Below are 20,517 nucleotides of genomic sequence, written 5' to 3'. Positions count from 1 at the left end.
TGTAGGGTTATGACAACTTAGTGATGAAACGTTGTCCAAGGCACTCGACACCATAGCAAAGCGAGCCTGAATCGCGTCTCGCACCTTTGAATTCTTTAGGAGTGACCATGCGCTTTTTGCCTGGCCTGTTACTTGTGTTGCCTTTGTTGAGCCCCTTGGCTCACGCCGAACTGTTCGACGACGTGTTTGACCGTGGGGAACTGCGCATTGCCCTGGAAGCAGACACGCCGCCCTTCAACTTCAAGGAAGGCGACAAACTCACCGGTTTTGAAGTGGAACTGGGTGAGTTGCTGGCTCGGGAAATGGACGTACGCGCCTCCTTTATCACCACCGACGACAGCGACTTGCTGCCCGGTGTGGAAAGCGGCAAGTACGACGTGGCGATCAACCACATCGCTGTGACTCCTGAACTGCGCGATCGTTTCGATTTCAGCACGCCGTATAGCTATTCCAGCGCCCGCTTGATTGCGCACAAGCAACCCAAACGCCTGCTGAGCAACCTGGACACCCTCAAGGGCAGCCAGTTTGCCGCAAAGCCCAGCGAGGGCGTGGATCTGCGCAGCCGGGGTGATAGCAAAGCGACTTTGACCCTGGCGATCCCCTTCCAGAAGGGCAACCCGGCGTTCAAGTCGAGCCTGGACAAAGCGCTGGAGCGGATCAAGGCCGATGGGCGGCTGACGGCATTGTCGGAAAAGTGGTTTGAGGCAGACACCAGCAAACCCACCAAATAACCCATGTGGGACCAGACTTGTGTGTGGGAGGGCTTGTGTGGGGGCGGGCTTGCCACATGGGCTTTTAGGTCGGATTTGAGAGCAGGGCCAGGGCTACCGCAGCCTCGGCCAGTTCCAATTCGCTGAACACCTGCACCCCATGGCGCTTGAGCAACGCCGCCGTCACCCCTTCGCCCGCAACTTTCACCCCACTGAAGGTGCCGTCATACGTCAGCAGGTTGCCGCATGACGGACTGTTGGCCTTGAGCACGGCAATGCCGATGCCATGGCGCTGCACCAGGGCCAAAGCCTGGCGCGCGCCCTCAAGGAAGGCTTCGCTGAAGTCCGCGCCATCGGCGGTCAACACCCGGGCCCGGCCTTCCCACACATCCAGCCCTTGCCCACCCGGAATTTCGGCCGGGGGTCGTGGCGTGGGCAGGCCACCGGCCACTTCCGGGCACAATGCAACTACCCGGCCTTCGGCCTGCCAGGCGGCCAGTTGGTCGAACGGCCCGCTGGCGCCACCGTCGTAACGTACCCAATGCCCCAACAGGCAGCGGCTGACCAGAATCTTTTGCACGCTCAAAACGGCTCGTTGCCCCGCCGGCGAAACCAGCCGGTCAGGGACAGGCGTTCGCGGTGGGCGGGCAGGACTTCATGGGGCACGTCCCCCGACAGGAACACCACCAGGCAACCGCCGGCAGGGTCCACGTCGTATTCAACGCCATCCTTGAGGTACATGCGCAACTGGCCGCCGTGCTCGGGCAGCCAGTCCTGGTTCAGGTAGACCACCGCCGAGACCATGCGCCGGTCATCGTCGCGAAAACGGTCGAGGTGCTTGAGGTAGAACGCCCCTGGCGGGTACATGGCGAAGTGGCATTCAAACTCTTCCAGGCCAAGGAACAGCCCGCGGTTCATCGCCAGCCGCAGGCTGTCCATCAGCCCCAGATAGCGATCGCACACCGACGCCTGGCCGGGTTCCAGCCACTGGATATGGTCGCCACGGATCCCCTCGCGAATCTCCTGGGCTGGGCCTCGTCCTACAGCGGCCGGTGCCAATTCACCTTCAGCGGCACGTTTATGGCACTCAGCCGCCAGTTCCAGGGTCAGAGCCTCTGGCAGGAAGATGTTCTGCTGCGACCAGCCTTTCACGGCCAGGTCGTCGACGATGCGTAGCAGCAGCGGGTCATCAGGGGATATGTGCATGGCGCGCATAGTATCCATACGCCTGGAAAACCGACAGCGCCGCCGAGCGCCTAAATACACTTTAGTCAGGCGATTGATAGGACTTCTCGACAAATCCTACGCCCGACACGGACAATAGTGGCCGACTGACAGGAGTCCCTATGCGTCGTTTGTTTTTATCCTTGCTGATGTTCTGCGTGTTGCCCGCCTGGGCAGACAGCCATGACCAGTTGTACACGGTCGCCGGCTGGCCGGAACAACGTGCGCATTTTACTGACGCCTTGAGTGCCGCCCAGCAGCGCTACCGCAACAGCTTGCCACCGGCGGTGTACCAGGCGCTGGTGGACAACAGCAATAAACGCTTCGCCCCCAAGGCCATGGATCAGCGCGCCGAAGCCCAGTTGCGCCAGAACCTGGCCGACCCCAAGCCGGCGCTGGCGTTTTTCCAGTCGCCGCTGGGGCGCAAGATTGTCGCCGCCGAGTTGCTGGCGACCCGCCGTGACCAGTTGGCCAAGAACGCCCAGGGTTTGCCGCAGATCCAGGCCGACGCCACCCGCAGCCTGATCATCGGCCACCTGGCCCAGGCCCTGCCCGCCCGCGAAGCCGGGGCCGAGGTCAGCCTGGCGATTGCCGGCGTGGCCGCAGACAGCCTGAGCCAGATGATCCCTGGCCTGTTGGGCGCAGGCCAGGCGCAAAGCCTGCTCAACGGCCAGCGCGAGCGCTTGATGCAGCAGATCGGCAATGACCTGCACAACACCCTGCTGTACGTCTATCGGGACCTGTCGAACCCGGAGCTGGAAGAGTTCGCCACCTTTGCCGAATCGCCGGAAGGCAAGGCTTACTACCAGGCGGCACTGGCGGCGATCCGCGCCGGGCTGGCGGTCGGCCAGAGCACCTCAAGCCTGGCCCCCTGATACCCGCCCTGTAGGAGCGAGCTTGCTCGCGCCTACAGGGGGAAGGGTCAGGTCAGATGGTCGGTGAGGAACTTGAAGTATTCCTCGCGAATTTCAGGCAGCTCATTGGCCAAGTGATGCCGCCCACGGGGCAACATCAGGACCTGCGGCTGATCAAACTTGCCACGCAGCACCTGCAGGTTGTGCTGCCAATCCACCGTCATATCCTCCTCGCCCTGCACGATCAGGGGCCGCCGCGGACTGCGCGGCGCCGCTTCGATGCGTTTGATCCAGCGCGCCAGCGCGCCCACCCAGGCGGTCGGCAACTGCCGGGGCTGCAATGGGTCGGCTTCGAGGAAGGGGCGGAACGCCGGGTCGTTGCTGTTATCGCTGAAGCGCCGGGCGATGCCTTTGACGAACGGCTTGAGCAGGTAATAGCTGAGCTGCGACCAGCCCCAGGCACGCGGCCGCACCAGTGGCGACAACAGGAACGTCTGCCCCTGCGCCGGGCTGCTGGCGCCCTGGTTGAGCAGATGGTCCACCACAATCGCCCCACCGGTACTTTGCCCGAACAGATGCCAGGGCTTGGGCAGTTGCAGCGCGTCGGCCTGCTCGAACAAGCCCTGCACCACGTGCTGGTACACCGCAAAATCATCGATGCTGGCGCGCTCGCCGCTGGACAGGCCATGGCCCGGCAAATCGCAGGCAATCACCACGAAGCCCTGGTCCAGGCCCCACTCCACCACGTTGCGGTACAGGCCCATATGGTCGTAGAAACCGTGGAACATAAACAGTGTTGCCACAGGTTGCGCCGGCCACCAGGCCTGGCTGACCACCTTGAACCCCTCCACCTCGAAGCACCCCAGGCGGCTGGCCACCGGGGTTTTGCGCGCGGCCAGGTCCAGCCCGTAGAAGCGCTGGTAGACCCTGGCCTCGGCCGAAAGCGGCTGCGCGTCCACCAGGGGCCGCAAGCTTTCGCGCAGATGATCGGGGTCAAAGGTAACAGGCATAAACACTTCCAGACTCAGGCTTCACAGCCTTGAACAGATGAATATCGAGTCGCGATATTCATCTGTCAGGGCAAGCATGGCAAGCTACGCCACCTTCGAGGATGGTTCTGAATGCGAAAACCCTACCGCACCGCCCTGTTCGCCAGCCTGATCCTGCTGATCTGCGCCGCCGTGCTGTGGGCCGCGTATGACTGGTTCCAGGGCCGCTACCTGCGGGCTTTCAGCGAACATACAGCGGTGTTTTCCGGGGACCTGCTGCGCCTGCCCGACGACCTCGCCGGGCCCGGGCCGATCCGCCTGGTGCACTTCTGGGACCCGGCCTGCCCGTGCAATGTCGGCAACCAGCAGCACCTGAGTGAACTGATCGAGCAATACGCGCCCCAGGGCGTGGAGTTCTATGCCCTGCAAAAAACCGGCAGCCACGGCCAACTGCCCGCGACCCTGGGCACGATGAAAATCCTCACCAGCCTGCCCGGTGCCGACCAACTGCCCGCCAGCCCGGCAGTGGGGATCTGGGATCGCAATGGCAAACTGGCGTATTTCGGCCCGTACAGCGAGGGCCTGACCTGTAATTCGAGCAACAGCTTTATCGAACCGATCCTGCAGGCGCTCAAGGGCGGTCGAGCGGTGAACGCGACCCACACCCTGGCGGTGGGCTGCTATTGTTCTTGGCCGGAAGGTTCATAGCCCTACACGAATAAAAAGGATTGTTCATGAAGCGCGTCTTGTCGGGTCTTGCGGCCCTGCTGGTGTTGATCGCCCTCGGGGCTGGCTGGTACGTCTACAGCAAGCAACCCACCCGCCAGGGCACGGTAGAGTTGGCCAACCTGCAAGGCTCGGTCACGGTGCGCTACGACGACCGTGGCGTGCCGCATATCCGCGCCGAGAACGAGGCCGACCTGTATCGCGCCCTGGGTTATGTGCACGCCCAGGACCGCCTGTTCCAGATGGAAATCATGCGCCGCCTGGCGCGCGGTGAACTGGCCGAGGTGCTGGGCGCCAAGTTGCTGGACACCGACAAACTGTTCCGCAGCCTGCGCATCGGCGAGCGCGCCACCACCTATGCCGCGCAGATGGACCGCCAGTCACCGCACTGGAAGGCCCTGCAAGCCTATCTGGACGGGATCAACCAATATCAGGACCGCCACGCCAGCCCCATGGAGTTCGACGTGCTGGGCATCCCCAAGCGGCCGTTCACCGCGGCCGACACCGTCAGCATCGCCGGCTACCTGGCCTACAGCTTTGCCGCAGCTTTTCGTACAGAGCCTTTGTTGACCTACGTGCGCGACCAACTGGGCAGCGACTACCTGCAAGTATTTGACCTCGACTGGAAGCCCAACGGCGACCTGGGCCTGGCCGCCGCCGACTGGCAAGGCCTGAGTGCCATCGCCCGCCTCAGCGAGCAGGCCCTGGCCGACAACGGCCTGCCGCAGTTCGAGGGCAGCAACGCCTGGGCCATCAGCGGCAACCGCACCAAAAGCGGCAAGCCGTTGCTGGCAGGCGACCCGCATATCCGGTTCTCGGTGCCGTCGGTGTGGTACGAGGCGCATCTGTCGGCGCCCGGCTTTGAACTCTATGGTTATCACAACGCCTTGGTGCCGGTGGCGTTCCTGGGCCACAACAAGGCGTTTGGCTGGAGCCTGACGATGTTCCAGAACGATGACCTCGACCTGATCGCCGAGCAGGTCAACCCGGACAACCTCAACCAGGTGCGCTACCACGACCAGTGGGTCGACATGACCACCAGCGAACAACAGATCGCGGTCAAGGGCCAGGCCCCGGTAACGCTGACCCTGCGCCAGTCGCCCCACGGCCCGATCATCAACGACGTGCTGGGCGCCCATGCCGGCACCACGCCGATTGCCATGTGGTGGGCCTTCCTCGACACCGAAAACCCGATCCTCGAGGGTTTCTACCAGCTCAATCGCGCCGACACCCTGGCCAAGGCGCGCATGGCGGTGGCCAAGGTGCATGCGCCGGGGCTCAATATCGTGTGGGCCAATGCCCGGGGCGATATCGGCTGGTGGGCGGCGGCGCAACTGCCGATCCGCCCGGCCGGGGCCAACCCCGGGTTTATCCTCGACGGCAGTACGGCCCAGGCCGACAAGCTGGGCTTCTACCCGTTCAGCGCCAACCCCCAGGAAGAAAACCCCACCCGTGGCTACGTGGTCTCGGCCAATGCCCAGCCGGTGTCGCCCACGGGCATGCCGATCCCCGGCTATTACAACCTGGCGGACCGCGGCCAACAGTTGAACGCGCAATTGAGCGACAACCAGGTCAAATGGGACCTGGACAACAGCCAGGCCGTGCAACTGGGCACCACCACCGCCTACGGGCCCCGCCTGCTGGCGCCGCTGTTGCCGGTGCTGCGCGAGGTGGTCAAGGACCCCGCCGAACTCAAGTTGCTGGAGCAACTGGCCGCGTGGAAAGGTGACTACCCGGTAGAGTCGATCCCGGCCACGCTGTTCAACCAACTGTTGTACGACCTGGCCGACGCGGCCTTTCGCCCCAAGCTGGGCGACGAGATGTTCAAGACCCTGATCACCACCCGTGTCGTCGACGCGGCCTTGCCGCGCCTGGCTGCTGCGGTGGATTCGCCGTGGTGGAACGGCCAGCGCGCCGAGACGCTCAAGCGCGCCTGGGACAAGAGCCTGGCCCATCTGAAAAGCACCTTCGGCGCTGACCCGGCGCAGTGGCAGTGGGGCAAGGCCCATACCCTGACCCACGGCCATCCGCTGGGCGTCAAGCAGCCACTGGACCAGATCGTCAATGTCGGGCCGTTTGCCGCACCGGGCAGCCACGAAGTGCCGAACAACCTGTCGGCAATCATCGGCCCGGCGCCATGGCCGGTGACGTACGGCCCGTCCACCCGACGCCTGGTGGACTTTGCCGACGCCGCCCACGCCCTGACCATCAACCCGGTCGGCCAAAGCGGCGTGCCGTTCGACAAGCACTATGCCGACCAGGCCCAGACGTATATCGAGGGTGGCTACGAGCAGGCGCATTTTGATGAAGAAGAGGTCCAGGCCAATACTCGCGGCACCCTCAAGTTGTTGCCGGCCCGCCCCCCACAACAGCCCTGAAGAAACACCCACACAAGCCCACAGTTTTAATCTGCGTTGCGCATTCGACCGGGCGCTTGGCCATATGCCTCCTTGAATTTCTTGCTGAACGCCGCCTGGGACTGGTAACCCACCCGGGCCGCAATATCCGTCAGGCTCAGCCGTGACTGCTGCAGCAGATTGAACGCCAGCTCCATGCGCAACTGGGTCAGCAGCACCCACGGCGACACGCCGGCCACTTTGACAAATGCGCGCATGAACGTGGCCCGGGACATCGATGCAGCCCCCGCCAGGCTGTCGATGGTCCAGTCATGCCCGGGCTCGGCCAGCATCGCCTGCCAGGCGCGGCCCAGGCGTTTGTCGGTGAGCAAGGCAAAGGTGCCGGCCAGCGGCGCCTGTTGCGCCAACCAGGTGCGCACCAGCAAGGTGAACAGCGCCACCGACAGGGCATCAATAAACGACCGCGCGCCCAGCCGCTCACCGTCAGCCTCGCTGCGCATCAGCGCAATCAGTGCCGCCAGTTGCCCATCGGCCGGCCATTGTCGGCTGGACACCACCAGGTACTCGGGCAAGGCCGCAAACAGCAACGACTGGCGGTTGTAGTGAAAGGCGCCACAGAGCATCTCCACCTGCGGCTGATCACCGCCCAAGCGATGCACCTTCAGTACCCCGCTGTCGATCACCGTGGGCAGCCTCGGCGGGGCCTGCGCGCCCTGGCTGCGCAGCAGATGGGTCGCACCACCGGGCATCAACAGGATATCGCCTTCTACCAGCGTCACCTGCTGCCCACCCGAAAGCTCGGCGTGGCAGGTCCCCCGTACGACAATATGATACGGCGCCACCCCCAGCGATTCGGGCGCATGGTCCAGGGCCCAGTCGCCCTGGAACTGGCAGCGCACGTCAAGGCGGCCGCGCAGGTTGGCCAGTGTGATCAGCGTGTCGATAGCGTTCATTTGCGAATATCGGTCAAAAAGATGAGCGGATCGAACAATACCGCCAAATCCGAACGGCACACACTGGCTTCACACCCAACCCGTTCAGGAGTCAACGCAATGTTCAATAACTGGCCCGACTTGCTGCCCACCGTGAAGAACGCCTTTGGCGCACTGGGCAAGAGCAACCCGAAGATGGTCAAAGCCTACATGGCGCTGGGCGAGGCTGCCGAGGAAAACAACGTCCTGGATGCCAAGACCCGCGAACTGATCGCGATTGCCGTGGCCATCACCACCCGCTGCGACGGCTGCATCGGCGTGCATGCCGACGCCGCGATCAAGGCCGGCGCCACCCGCGAAGAAATCGCCGCGACGCTTGCCACCGCGATCTCGTTGAATGCCGGCGCCGCCTACATCTACTCGCTGCGCGCGCTGGAAGCCTACGACACACTCAAACCAACGCCGCAAAGTTGAGCTGAAACGCCGGGCGCTGGCACGTACATCAAGATCGTTCCCACGCTCTGCGTGGGAATGCAGCCCTGGACGCTCCGCGTCCACAGCGTGACGCAGAGCGTCACAGGAGGCGCTACCACGCAGAGCGTGGGAGCGATCAGTCTTAGACCGGCGCTGGCACGTACATAAGATCGTTCCCACGCTCTGCGTGGGAATGCAGCCCAGGACGCTCCGCGTCCACAGCGTGACGCAGAGCGTCACAGGAGGCACTCCCACGCGGAGCATGGGAGCGATCAGTCTTAGACCGGTGCTGGCGCCCGGCGTACATCCGGCTGTTTCCAGCCATCCGCCGCAGCTTCTTCAATCGCTTGCTGGATCGCCTTCTTGCGCCGCTCTTCAGCACGGCGGCTGAAGAACCACACCAGGAACGTCACCAACGACACCGCCAACAGGATCAGGCTGGCCACGGCGTTGATCTCGGGCTTGACCCCAAGGCGCACCGCCGAGAACACTTCCATCGGCAAGGTGGTCGAGCCCGGGCCCGAGACGAAGCTGGCCAGTACCAGGTCATCCAGGGACAGCGCGAACGACATCATGCCGCCCGCCGCCAGCGAAGGCGCGATCATCGGGATGGTGATCAGGAAGAACACCTTCCACGGCCGCGCCCCCAGGTCCATGGCCGCTTCTTCGATCGACAGGTCCAGCTCCCGCAGGCGCGCCGACACCACCACCGCCACATACGCCGCACAGAACGTGGTGTGGGCGATCCAGATGGTGACGATGCCACGCTCCTGGGGCCAGCCGATCATCTGCGCCATGGCCACGAACAGCAGCAACAGCGACAGACCGGTGATCACTTCGGGCATGACCAGTGGCGCGGTCACCAGGCCGCCGAACAGCGTGCGGCCCTTGAACTGGCTGATACGGGTCAGCACGAACGCGGCCAATGTGCCCAGCGCCACCGCGGCCACCGCCGTGTAGCAGGCGATTTCCAGGGAACGCGCCACCGAGCCCATCAACTGGGTGTTGTCCAACAGGCCCACGTACCACTTGATCGACCAGCCGCCCCACACCGTCACCAGTTTCGATTCGTTGAACGAATAGATCACCAGGATCAGCATCGGCAGGTAGATGAACAACAACCCGGCTACCAGCATGAAGCTGGAGAAACTGAAGCGCTTCATACCTTGCCCTCCATCTCTTTGGCTTGGCTGCGGTTAAACAGAATGATCGGCACGATCAGGATCGCCAGCATCACCACCGCCAGGGCGGAAGCCACCGGCCAGTCACGGTTGTTGAAGAATTCTTGCCACAACACTTTACCGATCATCAGGGTTTCCGGGCCGCCCAGCAGTTCCGGGATCACGAACTCGCCCACCACCGGGATGAATACCAGCATGCAGCCGGCGATGATGCCGTTCTTGGACAACGGCACGGTGATTTTCCAGAAGCTGTTGAAGGTGCTCGAACCCAGGTCCGACGCGGCTTCCAGCAGGCTCTGGTCATGTTTGACCAGGTTGGCGTACAGCGGCAGGATCATGAACGGCAGGTACGAATAGACCACGCCGATATACACCGCGATATTGGTGTTGAGGATCTGCAACGGCTCGTTGATCAGGCCCATGGACATCAGGAAGCCATTGAGCAAGCCGTTGTTGCTGAGGATGCCCATCCACGCATACACGCGGATCAGGATCGCGGTCCAGGTCGGCATCATGATCAGCAGCACCAGTACGGTCTGCATCTCTTTGCGCGCACTGGCGATGGCGTAGGCCATCGGGTAGCCGATCAGCAGGCACAAGGCCGTGCTGAAAAATGCCATCTTCAGCGAACCCAGGTAGGCGGCGATGTACAGCTCGTCGCCGGCCAACAGGCTGTAGTTGGCCAGGTTGAGCACCACCTCCAGCTTCTGCTCGAGGTAGGTGTAGATCTCGGTGTAGGGCGGGATCGCCACGTCGGCTTCGGCAAAGCTGATCTTCAGGACAATGAAGAACGGCAGCATGAAGAACAGGAACAGCCACAGGAATGGAATCCCGATGACCACCTGCTTGCCGCTGGGAATTATTCGGTGCAATCGCCGTTTGAATTTCTTCATGTTCATGAGCGAAGTACCACGCCGCTGTCGTCTTCCCACCACACGTAGACCTGGTCACCCCAGGTCGGCCGCGCGCCACGGCGTTCGGCGTTGGCGACGAAGGACTGCACCAGCTTGCCGCTCGGCAGCTCGACGTAGAACACCGAGTGGCCGCCCAGGTAGGCAATGTCATGCACCTTGCCGCTGGACCAGTTGTGCTCGCAGGTCGGCATTTCGGTGGTGACCAGCAGTTTTTCCGGGCGGATGGCGTAGGTCACCGACTTGTCTTCCACCGACGTGGCGATGCCATAACCCACGTAGATATCGCGGTCCAGGTCGGCGCACTTGAGCACCGCGTGGCCTTCGGCGTCATCCACCACCACGGTGTCGAAGATGTTGACGTTGCCGATGAACTCGCACACCAGGCGGCTGGTGGGGGTTTCGTAGATATCGATCGGGCTGCCGATCTGCGCGATCCAGCCCAGGTGCATGATCGCGATGCGCTCGGCCATGGTCATGGCCTCTTCCTGGTCGTGGGTCACCATCACGCAGGTCACGCCGACGCGCTCGATGATCTCCACCAGTTCCAGCTGCATCTGCGAGCGCAGCTTCTTGTCCAGGGCGCCCATCGGCTCATCGAGCAGCAGCAGTTTCGGGCGCTTGGCCAGGGAACGGGCCAGGGCCACCCGCTGACGCTGGCCGCCAGACAACTGGTGCGGCTTGCGCTTGGCGTACTGGCTCATCTGTACCAGCTTGAGCATCTCGGCCACGCGGGCCTCGACTTCGGCCTTGGGGATCTTGTCCTGTTGCAGGCCGAAGGCGATGTTCTGCGCCACGGTCATATGGGGGAACAAGGCGTAGGACTGGAACATCATGTTGATCGGCCGCTCGTAGGGCGGCATGTCGGTGATATCCACACCGTCGAGGAAAATCCGCCCTTCGGTCGGGCGCTCGAAACCTGCGAGCATGCGCAGCAAGGTGGACTTGCCCGAACCCGATCCGCCGAGCAAGGCGAAGATCTCGCCTTTCTTGATTTCCAGGGACACATCGTCCACGGCAATCGTCTCGTCGAACTTCTTCGTGACCCGGTCGATTTTGACCAACACCTTTTTCGGTGTCTGGTCGCCCTCGAGGGCTTTCTTATAGGCGCCGGAGGCAACTGCCATTTACGAAACTCCCAGAAAAAAAGAGTGCAGAACGTCCAATACGAACGAACCTTAGATAGTGTGAGCCTTACTTGCCCGTCTTGACCTTGGTCCAGCTACGGGTCATCAAGCGTTGCACTTTCGGGGGTAGCTCGAAGTTGACAAACGTCCGGTCGAGAACCGCCTGCGGTGGATAAACCGCTTCGTCAGTGCGTATCGATTGCTCCATCAGCGTGTCCGCCCCTGGGTTAGGGTTGGCGTAGCCGACATAATCACTGACCTGAGCGATCACTTCAGGTTGCAGTAAATAGTTGATGAAGGCGTGGGCCTCCTTGACGTTGGTCGAATCCTTGGGGATCGCCAGCACGTCAAACCACAGGTTGCCGCCTTCTTTCGGAATCACGTAGGCGATATTCACGCCCTTGCCCGCCTCGGCTGCACGGGCCTTGGCCTGGAATACATCGCCGGAGAACCCGGCGGCCACGCAGATATTGCCGTTGGCCAGGTCCGAGATGTATTTGGAAGAGTGGAAGTAGGTCACATAGGGACGCACTTTCAGGAGCTTTTCCTCGGCCTTCTTGTAGTCGGCCGGGTTGGTGCTGTTGGGGTCCAGGCCCATGTAGTTGAGCACCGCCGGCAGCATTTCATCGGCCGAGTCCATGAAGGACACGCCGCAGCTGGCCAGCTTCTTCATGTTTTCCGGCTCGAACAGCACAGCCCAAGAGTCGATCTTGTCGACACCCAGCACTTCTTTGACTTTGTCGACGTTGTAGCCAATGCCGTTGGTGCCCCACAGGTAGGGCACGGCGTATTGGTTACCCGGGTCGTTCTTTTCCAGGCGCTTGAGCAGCGCCGGGTCGAGGTTGGCGTAGTTGCTCAACTGCGCCTTGTCGATTTTCTGGAACGCGCCCGCCTTGATCTGCTTGCCCAGGAAGTGGTTGGACGGCACCACCACGTCATACCCGGTGCGCCCGGCCAGTAATTTGCCTTCCAGGGTTTCGTTGGAATCGAACACGTCATAGACCGGCTTGATGCCGGTGGCCTTTTCAAAGTTGGCCAGGGTCTCGGGGCCGATATAGTCCGACCAGTTATAAACATGCACAGTCGAAGCCGCCTGCACGCTGACTGCCAACGTGAGACCCGCCCCTACCAGCAAGGCTTTGCGAAATAAAGAAATTGGCAAGTGGAGGTCCTCTTAAATAGTTGGGCCCAAAGTTGTTGCCCGACAACAAAACCGGCGCGCAACTTACCCTCGATAAACCGATCCGGCAAAACTTTCTGTCATTTAATTTGTGAGAGCGGGCCTGGGTGGGAGCGAGCCCGCTCCCACACAAGCTCGCTCCTACAGGTTCTTGCTTATTTACCCGACTTGATCTTGGTCCAGCTGCGCGTCAGCAGGCGCTGGGTCGCGGCCGGCAGATCGCTGATTGCATACAGCTTGGCTTTCACGTCATCCGACGGGTAGATGCTCGGGTCGCCCGAGATATCCTTGTTCACCAGCGGCGTGGCGGCCTTGTTACCGTTCGGGAAACGTACGCTGTTGGTGATTGCCGCCATGACTTCAGGCTTGAGCAGGTAGTTCATGAACTGGTAGGCGGCGTCCAGGTTCTCGGCATCTTTAGGGATGGCAACCATGTCGTAGAAGCTGCCTGCGCCTTCCTTCGGAATGGCGTAGGAAACCTTGACCTTGCCACCGGCTTCAGCCGCGCGGGACTTGGATTGTTCCAGGTCACCCGAGTAACCCACGGCTACGCAGATGTTGCCGTTGGCCAGGTCCGAGATGTACTTGGAGGAGTGGAAGTAGCCTATCGAAGGACGGATCTTGAGGAACAGTGCCTCGGCTTCAGCCAGTTGCTTCTTGTCCTGGCTGTCGGTCGGGTAGCCCAGGTAGTGCAGGGCCACCGGGATCATTTCGGTTGGCGAGTCGAGGAAGCTCACGCCACAGCTCTTGAGTTTTTCGATGTTCTCGGGCTTGAACAGCACATCCCAGGAGTCGATCTTGTCCACGCCCAGCGCAGCCTTGACCTTGTCCGGGTTGTAGCCGATGCCGATGGTGCCCCACATGTACGGGAATGCGTGCAGGTTGCCTTTGTCGCTGGCGTCACCGACAGCCTTGAGCAGGTCGGTATCAAGGTTCTTCCAGTTGGGCAGCTTGGACTTGTCCAGTTCCTGGTACACACCGGCCTTGATCTGCTTGGCCAGGAAGTTGTTCGACGGCACCACCACGTCGTAGCCGGACTTGCCCGCCAGCAGCTTGGCTTCCAGGGTTTCGTTGCTGTCAAAAACGTCGTACACCACCTTGATGCCGGACTCTTTCTCAAAGTTGGCGATGGTGTCCGGTGCGATGTAGTCGGACCAGTTGTAGACGTGCAGCACTTTGTCGGCAGCCTGGGCCATGCTGGCCATTGCGCCCATCAGGGACAAGGCCAGGAGGGTCTTGCCAGCGTTCTTCAAACCTAATGCCTTCATTCGGTCATGCTCCAATTTTTTCTTTTTTGGGCCACATTTCTCTATGTTTCATGGCCCGTCGAGGGGCGACAAAACAGGGCGACAGTCTGGCAAGTTCAGGGGCCGGCTTTCAACCAAAGCCCCGCATTTATCATTGCCCGGATGCAACAGCCGCAGCCGCTGCATTCTGAGCCTAGCACTTAGCCCTGCAATGCCGCCAAAGTCAGGTCCAGGCACTGGCGAGCCTTGGTGACCAACTCGTCAATTTCGGCCTTGCTGATCACCAGCGGCGGCGAAATGATCATGGTATCGCCCACGGCGCGCATGATCAGGCCGTTCTCGAAGCAGAAGGTGCGGCAGATCATGCCCACGCCCTTGCCTTCATAACGCTTGCGCGTGGCCTTGTCCTGGACCAGCTCGATGGCCCCCAGCATGCCGACACCACGCACTTCGCCCACCAGCGGATGATCCGCCAGCTCGCGTAGACGCTTTTGCAAATACGGTGCCGTTTCGTCATGGACGCGGCTGACAATTTTTTCATCGCGCAGGATGCGGATGTTTTCCAGGGCCACCGCCGCCGCCACCGGGTGGCCGGAATAGGTGAAACCGTGGTTGAAATCGCCACCTTCGTTGAGCACCGCCACCACTTCGTCGCGCACGACCAGGCCGCCCATGGGGATATAACCCGAGGTCAGGCCCTTGGCGATAGTCATCATGTCTGGTTTGAGGCCGAAAAAGTCGCTACCGAACCACTCACCGGTGCGGCCAAAGCCACAGATCACTTCATCGGCGACAAACAGGATGTCGTACTTGGCAAGGATTTCCTTGATGCGCGGCCAGTAGGTCTCTGGCGGCACGATCACACCGCCGGCGCCCTGGATCGGCTCGGCGATAAAGGCACCGACGTTGTCCACGCCGACTTCGAGGATCTTCTCTTCCAGTTGGTTGGCCGCCCATACCCCGAATTCTTCAGGGCTCATGTCGCCGCCTTCGCCGAACCAGTACGGCTGGGCGATGTGCACGATGCCCGGGATCGGTAAGTCGCCCTGCTCGTGCATATACGTCATGCCGCCCAGGCTGGCGCCGGCCACGGTGGAGCCGTGGTAGCCATTCTTGCGGCTGATGATGGTTTTTTTGTTCGGCTGGCCCTTGATCGCCCAGTAGTGGCGGACCATGCGCAACATGGTGTCGTTGCCTTCGGAGCCGGAGCCGGTGAAGAACACATGGTTCATGCCGGCCGGAGCGATATCGGCGATGGCCTTGGCCAGTTCCAGCACCGGCGGGTGGGCGGTCTGGAAGAACAGGTTGTAATAAGGCAGTTGTTTCATCTGCTGGGCGGCGGCATCAGCCAGCTCGTCGCGGCCATAACCGATGGCCACGCACCACAGGCCGGCCATGCCGTCGAGGATCTTGTTGCCTTCGCTGTCCCACAGGTAAACGCCCTTGGCGTTGGTGATGATGCGCGGGCCTTTCTCTTTCAACTGCTTGAAATCGCTGAACGGCGCCAGGTGATGATCGTTGCTCAGGGCTTGCCATTCACGGGTTTGCGGGTTGTTGCTGGACATACCAATCTCCAAAAAGTAGGTGAAGGTGCGGCGTATGACAGCCGCACCCGGCGCATCAGACGGCGAAGAGCAGGAATTCCCGCTCCCACGAACTGATCACGCGCTTGAAGTTTTCATGCTCGGCCCGCTTGACCGCGACGTAGCCAGTGATGAATTTGTGACCCAGGTATTTCTCGATGGTCTTGCTGTTTTCCATGCGTTCCAGTGCGTCTTCGATGGTCAACGGCAGGCGCAGGTTGCGGCGCTCGTAACCACGGCCGACCACCGGGGCGCTCGGGCTGATGCCTTCGACCATGCCGATATAGCCGCACAGCAAGCTGGCGGCGATGGCCAGGTACGGGTTGGCATCGGCGCCCGGCAGGCGGTTTTCCACACGGCGGTTCTGCGGGCCGGCATCCGGCACGCGCAGGCCCACGGTGCGGTTCTCTTCGCCCCACTCCACGTTCACCGGCGCCGAGGTGTCCGGCAGGAAGCGGCGGAACGAGTTGACGTTGGGCGCAAACAGCGGCAACAGCTCGGGGATGAACTTCTGCAGGCCACCGATGTGGTGCAGGAACAGCTCGCTCTTGGAGCCGTCTTCATTGGAGAACACGTTCTTGCCGGTGGCGATATCAATGATGCTCTGGTGCAGGTGCATGGCGCTGCCGGGCTCGCCGGTCATGGGCTTGGCCATGAAGGTGGCGGCCACATCATGCTTGAGTGCGGCTTCACGCATGGTGCGCTTGAACACCAGGATCTGGTCGGCCAGGGACAGGGCATCGCCGTGACGGAAGTTGATTTCCATCTGCGCCGTGCCGTCCTCGTGGATCAGGGTGTCGAGGTCCAGCTCCTGCAGCTCGCACCAGTCGTAGACGTCTTCAAACAACGGGTCGAATTCGTTGGCCGCTTCTATAGAGAAGGATTGGCGACCGGTTTCCGGGCGGCCGGAACGGCCAATCGGCGGTTGCAGCGGGAAGTCCGGGTCTTCGCAGCGCTTGGTCAGGTAGAACTCCATCTCCGGCGCCACGATAGGCTGCCAGCCTTTGTCGGCGTAGAGCTTGAGGACTTTCTTGAGCACGTTGCGCGGCGACAGCTCGATCGGGTTGCCTTGCTTGTCGTAGGTGTCGTGGATCACCTGGGCGGTGGGCTCGATGGCCCAGGGCACCAGGAATACCGCGTTCTGGTCGGGGCGGCAGATCATGTCGATGTCGGCCGGGTCGAGCAATTCGTAATAGATGTCGTCTTCGACATAGTCGCCGGTCACGGTCTGCAACAGAACGCTCTCGGGCAGGCGCATGCCTTTTTCGGCGATGAACTTGTTGGTCGGCGAGATCTTGCCCCGGGTGATCCCCGTGAGGTCGCCAATCATGCATTCGACTTCTGTGATCTTGTGGTCTTTCAACCAATCGGTGAGCTGGTCGAGGTTGTTACTCATAAATGCCTCTGGGCTGGGTTTCCTGACATCCATTAAAGGTCAGGCGTTGTTTGACGCGTGTGCGTCTCTTTGTTTCGCCCGCGTTCGGCAGGCATCGCCAAATGCCTGGAAGATCGCGAGGTAGTACGGGTTGGAGCTTACCTGCCATTCGGGGTGCCATTGCACTCCTAATGCAAAAGCCTCTGCAAATGCCTTGCCCTGTTTGAGCGAAAAAGCCTCGACCAGGCCGTCCGGCGCGCGCGCTTCGACCTGCAGGCCGGGCGCCAGGCGGTCAACGCCCTGGCTGTGGATCGAGTTGACCTGGATCGTGTCCGGCAAGCCCAGGCCAGACAAGACCCCGCCCGGCGTGATCGCCACGGCATGCGCCGGGCCGTACTGCACGTCCAGCGGCTGGGTGTCGTCTTCGCGGTGATCGAGCATACCCGGCAGTTCATGAACCTTCTGGTGCAGGCTGCCGCCCAGGGCCACGTTCATTTCCTGGAAGCCCCGGCAGATCCCCAGCACCGGCACGCCTGCGGCAATCGCCGCGCGAATCAGCGGCAGGGTGCTCTGGTCCCGTGCAGGATCATGGGCAGTCCCGGGCGCGCTGGCCGGACCGTCGTAGTGAAAGGGTTCGATATTGGAAGGTGAGCCGGTAAAGAGAATGCCGTCCAGGCCGTCAAGAATATTGGCCGGGTCGAGCAACTGCCCCAGGGACGGAATAATCAATGGCAGGCCCTTGGCAGCGACTGCCACGGCGCGGACATATTTGTCGCCACTGATGTGATAAGCATGCAGACCGACCTGTTTGGAGCAGGCGGTGACGCCGATTAACGGCAGGCCAGACATGAAGCACCCCGGTATTATTGCTGTTATGGGTTTGAATCGAGCTTAGCCTTGTTCATTTTTTTACACAACACCCCCGTAAAAAATACAACACGGCCCGCTCAAGCCTGCTAGTCCCAAGCCGGTCAAACCGATAAAACTGCCCAAAAAAGCCACAAAAAAGCCCTCAACGCGCTTTTTTAGGGCAAAAAAGGCCTCGCTTGACTTCGGCATGCCGTTCGGGTTGACTGAAACCAGAAAAGATCAATGATTGATATTTTTAACAACAAAGGTGTTGCATCATGTCGGTACCCCCGCGTGCCGTTCAGCTTAACGAAGCGAACGCGTTCCTTAAGGATCATCCTGAGGTTCTGTACGTAGACCTTCTAATTGCGGATATGAATGGTGTGGTGCGCGGTAAGCGCATCGAACGCACCAGCCTCCACAAGGTTTACGAGAAAGGCATCAACTTGCCGGCCTCTTTATTTGCCCTGGATATCAATGGCTCAACGGTGGAAAGCACCGGCCTGGGCCTGGACATCGGTGATGCTGACCGAATCTGTTATCCAATCCCCGACACCCTGTGCAATGAACCCTGGCAAAAGCGCCCTACCGCGCAACTGCTGATGACCATGCACGAACTTGAAGGTGAACCTTTCTTCGCCGATCCGCGCGAAGTGCTCCGCCAAGTTGTAACCAAGTTTGACGATATGGGCCTGACCATCTGCGCCGCCTTCGAGCTTGAGTTCTACCTGATCGACCAGGAGAACGTGAACGGCCGGCCACAACCTCCCCGCTCGCCGATTTCCGGCAAACGCCCGCACTCGACACAGGTCTACCTGATCGACGACCTCGACGAATACGTCGATTGCCTCCAGGACATTCTGGAAGGTGCCAAAGAGCAAGGCATCCCGGCTGACGCCATCGTCAAGGAAAGTGCCCCGGCGCAGTTTGAAGTGAACCTGCACCACGTCGCCGACCCGATCAAGGCGTGCGACTACGCGGTACTGCTCAAGCGTTTGATCAAGAACATTGCCTACGACCATGAGATGGACACCACCTTCATGGCCAAGCCTTACCCAGGCCAGGCCGGCAATGGTTTACACGTGCATATTTCGATCCTGGACAAAGACGGCAAGAACATCTTTGCCAGCGAGGATCCCGAGCAGAACGCCGCATTGCGTCACGCGATCGGCGGTGTGCTGGAGACCCTGCCTGCACAAATGGCCTTCCTGTGCCCCAACGTCAACTCCTACCGTCGTTTCGGCGCACAGTTCTACGTGCCGAACTCGCCGTGCTGGGGCCTGGACAACCGCACCGTGGCGATTCGCGTACCGACCGGCTCGTCCGACGCCGTACGTATCGAACACCGTGTGGCCGGCGCCGATGCCAACCCTTACCTGCTGATGGCTTCGGTCCTGGCGGGCGTGCACCACGGCCTGACCAACAAGATCGAGCCTGGCGCACCGGTGGAAGGCAACAGCTACGAGCAGAACGAACAAAGCCTGCCGAACAACCTGCGCGATGCCCTGCGCGAGTTGGACGACAGCGAGGTGATGGCCAAGTACATCGATCCGAAATACATCGATATCTTCGTCGCCTGCAAGGAAAGTGAGCTGGAGGAATTTGAACACTCCATCTCCGACCTTGAGTACAACTGGTACCTGCATACCGTGTAAGCGGTGGCTGCAATAAATGAACGCTGCAGGCTTATGGCCTGTGGCGTTTTTTTATGCCCTGCTCCCTCGTTCCCCCGCGGAGCGTGGGAACGATCAAGGTCGCGTACAATGCCCGCTGCCTTGTAGGAGACTTCCATGACAACCCGCCCCGCCGCCCCTCGCAAACCCCGCGCCCGCAGCCAGGCCCGGATCGACGCGATCCTCGACGCCGCCCGCACGTTGCTGGCCGCCGAAGGCGTGGCCAGCCTGTCGATCTACAGCGTGGCCGAACGGGCGCAGATTCCGCCGTCATCGGTGTATCACTTTTTCGCCAGCGTCCCGGCCTTGCTCGAAGCCCTGACAGCCGATGTGCACGCCGCCTTCCGCGCCGCGCTGCAAGCGCCCATCGACCACGACCAACTGCACACTTGGCGCGACCTGTCGCGCCTGGTCGAGTTGCGCATGCTGGCGATCTACAGCAAGGACGCCGCCGCCCGCCAATTGATCCTCGCCCAGCACGGCCTCACGGAAGTGACCCAGGCCGACCGCCAGCACGACCTGGAGTTGGGGGATTTGATGCTGCACGTGTTCAACCGCCACTTTGAAGTGCCGGTGCTACCAGCGGATGTGGACGTGTTTGCCCTGGCGCTGGAACTGAGCGACCGCGTGTATGCACGCTCGGTGCATCAGCATGGGCAGATCACCCCGCGCATGGCGGAGGAAGGGATGCGGGTGTTTGATGCGTATGTGGGGCTTTATTTGCCGGCGTTTTTGCCCAAGCGCCTCCAATGATCGTTCCCACGCTCTGCGTGGGAACGCCTCTTAGGACGCTCTGCGTCCGCTGTTGTGACGCAGAGCGTCACGGGGTGCATTCCCACGCAGAGCGTGGGAACGATCATCCGCAGAGCGTGGGAACGATCATCACAGCTTGGCGATCGACACCTCGGTGGACTTCACAAACGCAATCACTTCACTGCCAATCACCAGCTCCAGCTCTTTCACCGAGCGAGTGGTGATCACTGATGTGACGATGCCGGATGCCGTCTGCACATCGATCTCCGACAGTACGTCGCCTTCGACGATTTCCTTGATGGTGCCTTTGAACTGGTTACGCACGTTGATGGCTTTGATAGTCATGGTGTTCTTCCTTCGTAGGACAAGTGA

20 protein-coding genes are annotated in these 20,517 nt (G+C 61.3%); 7 read left to right on the top strand and 13 right to left on the bottom strand.

The annotated features are described in order from the left end of the window. Nucleotides 1-107 precede the first annotated feature (107 nt). The gene (locus tag AC07W7_RS08235; RefSeq protein ID WP_076963664.1) at nt 108-731 is read left to right on the top strand and encodes a transporter substrate-binding domain-containing protein; all 624 of its coding nucleotides are present in this window, start codon (nt 108-110) and stop codon (nt 729-731) included. Nucleotides 732-795: 64 nt separating this feature from the next. On the opposite strand, the gene AC07W7_RS08230 is transcribed toward AC07W7_RS08235, so the two are convergent. Together AC07W7_RS08230 and AC07W7_RS08225 are read right to left on the bottom strand one after the other, a co-directional pair. Beyond that, nucleotides 796-1,290, bottom strand: coding sequence for a 2-thiouracil desulfurase family protein (locus tag AC07W7_RS08230; RefSeq protein WP_495039068.1), 495 nt, complete (start codon nt 1,288-1,290; stop codon nt 796-798). Nucleotides 1,291-1,292: 2 nt separating this feature from the next. Further along, nucleotides 1,293-1,925: a 2OG-Fe(II) oxygenase gene (locus AC07W7_RS08225; RefSeq protein ID WP_169900895.1), complete on the bottom strand. Its 633-nt coding sequence runs from the start codon at nt 1,923-1,925 to the stop codon at nt 1,293-1,295. A gap of 131 nt (nt 1,926-2,056) precedes the next feature. Between AC07W7_RS08225 and AC07W7_RS08220 the strand changes: the two genes are divergently transcribed. Then, the gene (locus AC07W7_RS08220) at nt 2,057-2,809 is read left to right on the top strand and encodes a DUF2059 domain-containing protein (RefSeq protein ID WP_495039067.1); all 753 of its coding nucleotides are present in this window, start codon (nt 2,057-2,059) and stop codon (nt 2,807-2,809) included. Between the two features lie 47 nt (nt 2,810-2,856). Here the strand turns inward: AC07W7_RS08220 and bipL are convergent, their stop codons facing one another. Beyond that, nucleotides 2,857-3,798, bottom strand: a complete 942-nt coding sequence (gene bipL, locus AC07W7_RS08215; protein WP_099168590.1) for a phospholipase BipL — start codon at nt 3,796-3,798, stop codon at nt 2,857-2,859. Nucleotides 3,799-3,909: 111 nt separating this feature from the next. On the opposite strand from bipL, the gene AC07W7_RS08210 reads away from it, so the two are divergent. Together AC07W7_RS08210 and AC07W7_RS08205 are read left to right on the top strand one after the other, a co-directional pair. Continuing rightward, nucleotides 3,910-4,485 (top strand): DUF6436 domain-containing protein, encoded by a 576-nt coding sequence (locus AC07W7_RS08210; RefSeq protein ID WP_197881413.1) that lies wholly within the window; start codon nt 3,910-3,912, stop codon nt 4,483-4,485. Nucleotides 4,486-4,511: 26 nt separating this feature from the next. Then, nucleotides 4,512-6,881 (top strand): penicillin acylase family protein, encoded by a 2,370-nt coding sequence (locus tag AC07W7_RS08205; protein WP_495039066.1) that lies wholly within the window; start codon nt 4,512-4,514, stop codon nt 6,879-6,881. A 26-nt stretch (nt 6,882-6,907) separates the two neighbouring features. Here AC07W7_RS08205 and AC07W7_RS08200 read toward each other — a convergent pair whose 3' ends face one another. Continuing rightward, entirely contained in the window at nt 6,908-7,813 is a 906-nt protein-coding gene (locus tag AC07W7_RS08200) for an AraC family transcriptional regulator (RefSeq protein WP_495039065.1), read from the bottom strand. Between the two features lie 99 nt (nt 7,814-7,912). On the opposite strand from AC07W7_RS08200, the gene AC07W7_RS08195 reads away from it, so the two are divergent. After that, nucleotides 7,913-8,266 (top strand): carboxymuconolactone decarboxylase family protein, encoded by a 354-nt coding sequence (locus tag AC07W7_RS08195; protein WP_169866165.1) that lies wholly within the window; start codon nt 7,913-7,915, stop codon nt 8,264-8,266. 278 nt (nt 8,267-8,544) lie between these two features. On the opposite strand, the gene AC07W7_RS08190 is transcribed toward AC07W7_RS08195, so the two are convergent. From AC07W7_RS08190 to AC07W7_RS08155, 8 genes are all read right to left on the bottom strand, one after another. Further along, nucleotides 8,545-9,429: an ABC transporter permease subunit gene (locus tag AC07W7_RS08190; RefSeq protein WP_038444270.1), complete on the bottom strand. Its 885-nt coding sequence runs from the start codon at nt 9,427-9,429 to the stop codon at nt 8,545-8,547. Continuing rightward, nucleotides 9,426-10,346 carry an ABC transporter permease subunit gene (locus AC07W7_RS08185; protein ID WP_099168585.1) on the bottom strand — a complete coding sequence of 307 codons (921 nt, stop codon included), beginning with the start codon at nt 10,344-10,346 and terminating at the stop codon, nt 9,426-9,428. The genes AC07W7_RS08190 and AC07W7_RS08185 overlap by 4 nt, the downstream gene beginning before the upstream one ends. Then, on the bottom strand, nt 10,343-11,485 hold the full coding sequence (locus AC07W7_RS08180; protein WP_029289449.1) for an ABC transporter ATP-binding protein: 1,143 nt from the start codon (nt 11,483-11,485) through the stop codon (nt 10,343-10,345). The genes AC07W7_RS08185 and AC07W7_RS08180 overlap by 4 nt, the downstream gene beginning before the upstream one ends. A 67-nt stretch (nt 11,486-11,552) precedes the next feature. Then, nucleotides 11,553-12,647: a polyamine ABC transporter substrate-binding protein gene (locus AC07W7_RS08175; protein ID WP_495039064.1), complete on the bottom strand. Its 1,095-nt coding sequence runs from the start codon at nt 12,645-12,647 to the stop codon at nt 11,553-11,555. 173 nt (nt 12,648-12,820) lie between these two features. After that, complete coding sequence (locus AC07W7_RS08170) at nt 12,821-13,918, bottom strand: polyamine ABC transporter substrate-binding protein (RefSeq protein ID WP_076963677.1); 1,098 nt, start codon at nt 13,916-13,918, stop codon at nt 12,821-12,823. Between the two features lie 194 nt (nt 13,919-14,112). Further along, nucleotides 14,113-15,477 carry an aspartate aminotransferase family protein gene (locus tag AC07W7_RS08165; RefSeq protein ID WP_076963654.1) on the bottom strand — a complete coding sequence of 455 codons (1,365 nt, stop codon included), beginning with the start codon at nt 15,475-15,477 and terminating at the stop codon, nt 14,113-14,115. 55 nt (nt 15,478-15,532) lie between these two features. Then, nucleotides 15,533-16,891, bottom strand: coding sequence for a glutamine synthetase family protein (locus AC07W7_RS08160; protein WP_038444282.1), 1,359 nt, complete (start codon nt 16,889-16,891; stop codon nt 15,533-15,535). 39 nt (nt 16,892-16,930) lie between these two features. Beyond that, nucleotides 16,931-17,719: a gamma-glutamyl-gamma-aminobutyrate hydrolase family protein gene (locus AC07W7_RS08155; RefSeq protein WP_099168583.1), complete on the bottom strand. Its 789-nt coding sequence runs from the start codon at nt 17,717-17,719 to the stop codon at nt 16,931-16,933. Nucleotides 17,720-17,997: 278 nt separating this feature from the next. On the opposite strand from AC07W7_RS08155, the gene AC07W7_RS08150 reads away from it, so the two are divergent. Beyond that, nucleotides 17,998-19,374 carry a glutamine synthetase family protein gene (locus AC07W7_RS08150; protein WP_057440427.1) on the top strand — a complete coding sequence of 459 codons (1,377 nt, stop codon included), beginning with the start codon at nt 17,998-18,000 and terminating at the stop codon, nt 19,372-19,374. Between the two features lie 135 nt (nt 19,375-19,509). Further along, nucleotides 19,510-20,145, top strand: coding sequence for a TetR/AcrR family transcriptional regulator (locus AC07W7_RS08145; RefSeq protein ID WP_076963652.1), 636 nt, complete (start codon nt 19,510-19,512; stop codon nt 20,143-20,145). 129 nt (nt 20,146-20,274) lie between these two features. On the opposite strand, the gene AC07W7_RS08140 is transcribed toward AC07W7_RS08145, so the two are convergent. Beyond that, the gene (locus AC07W7_RS08140; protein WP_003213899.1) at nt 20,275-20,490 is read right to left on the bottom strand and encodes a TOBE domain-containing protein; all 216 of its coding nucleotides are present in this window, start codon (nt 20,488-20,490) and stop codon (nt 20,275-20,277) included. Between the last annotated feature and the right edge of the window lie 27 nt (nt 20,491-20,517).

It is taken from the genome of Pseudomonas sp. GW821-FHT01D09 (assembly GCF_059422465.1).
This window is presented reverse-complemented; position numbering and strand designations above follow the sequence as displayed.

Excerpts from the sequence above, each read along its gene's own strand:
- AC07W7_RS08235 (WP_076963664.1), top strand. The coding sequence starts at position 108 with ATGCGCTTTTTGCCTGGCCTGTTACTTGTGTTGCCTTTGTTGAGCCCC.
- AC07W7_RS08225 (WP_169900895.1), bottom strand. The coding sequence starts at position 1,925 with ATGCGCGCCATGCACATATCCCCTGATGACCCGCTGCTGCTACGCATC.
- AC07W7_RS08220 (WP_495039067.1), top strand. The coding sequence starts at position 2,057 with ATGCGTCGTTTGTTTTTATCCTTGCTGATGTTCTGCGTGTTGCCCGCC.
- bipL (WP_099168590.1), bottom strand. The coding sequence starts at position 3,798 with ATGCCTGTTACCTTTGACCCCGATCATCTGCGCGAAAGCTTGCGGCCC.
- AC07W7_RS08210 (WP_197881413.1), top strand. The coding sequence starts at position 3,910 with ATGCGAAAACCCTACCGCACCGCCCTGTTCGCCAGCCTGATCCTGCTG.
- AC07W7_RS08205 (WP_495039066.1), top strand. The coding sequence starts at position 4,512 with ATGAAGCGCGTCTTGTCGGGTCTTGCGGCCCTGCTGGTGTTGATCGCC.
- AC07W7_RS08200 (WP_495039065.1), bottom strand. The coding sequence starts at position 7,813 with ATGAACGCTATCGACACGCTGATCACACTGGCCAACCTGCGCGGCCGC.
- AC07W7_RS08195 (WP_169866165.1), top strand. The coding sequence starts at position 7,913 with ATGTTCAATAACTGGCCCGACTTGCTGCCCACCGTGAAGAACGCCTTT.
- AC07W7_RS08190 (WP_038444270.1), bottom strand. The coding sequence starts at position 9,429 with ATGAAGCGCTTCAGTTTCTCCAGCTTCATGCTGGTAGCCGGGTTGTTG.
- AC07W7_RS08185 (WP_099168585.1), bottom strand. The coding sequence starts at position 10,346 with ATGAACATGAAGAAATTCAAACGGCGATTGCACCGAATAATTCCCAGC.
- AC07W7_RS08180 (WP_029289449.1), bottom strand. The coding sequence starts at position 11,485 with ATGGCAGTTGCCTCCGGCGCCTATAAGAAAGCCCTCGAGGGCGACCAG.
- AC07W7_RS08165 (WP_076963654.1), bottom strand. The coding sequence starts at position 15,477 with ATGTCCAGCAACAACCCGCAAACCCGTGAATGGCAAGCCCTGAGCAAC.
- AC07W7_RS08160 (WP_038444282.1), bottom strand. The coding sequence starts at position 16,891 with ATGAGTAACAACCTCGACCAGCTCACCGATTGGTTGAAAGACCACAAG.
- AC07W7_RS08155 (WP_099168583.1), bottom strand. The coding sequence starts at position 17,719 with ATGTCTGGCCTGCCGTTAATCGGCGTCACCGCCTGCTCCAAACAGGTC.
- AC07W7_RS08150 (WP_057440427.1), top strand. The coding sequence starts at position 17,998 with ATGTCGGTACCCCCGCGTGCCGTTCAGCTTAACGAAGCGAACGCGTTC.
- AC07W7_RS08145 (WP_076963652.1), top strand. The coding sequence starts at position 19,510 with ATGACAACCCGCCCCGCCGCCCCTCGCAAACCCCGCGCCCGCAGCCAG.
- AC07W7_RS08140 (WP_003213899.1), bottom strand. The coding sequence starts at position 20,490 with ATGACTATCAAAGCCATCAACGTGCGTAACCAGTTCAAAGGCACCATC.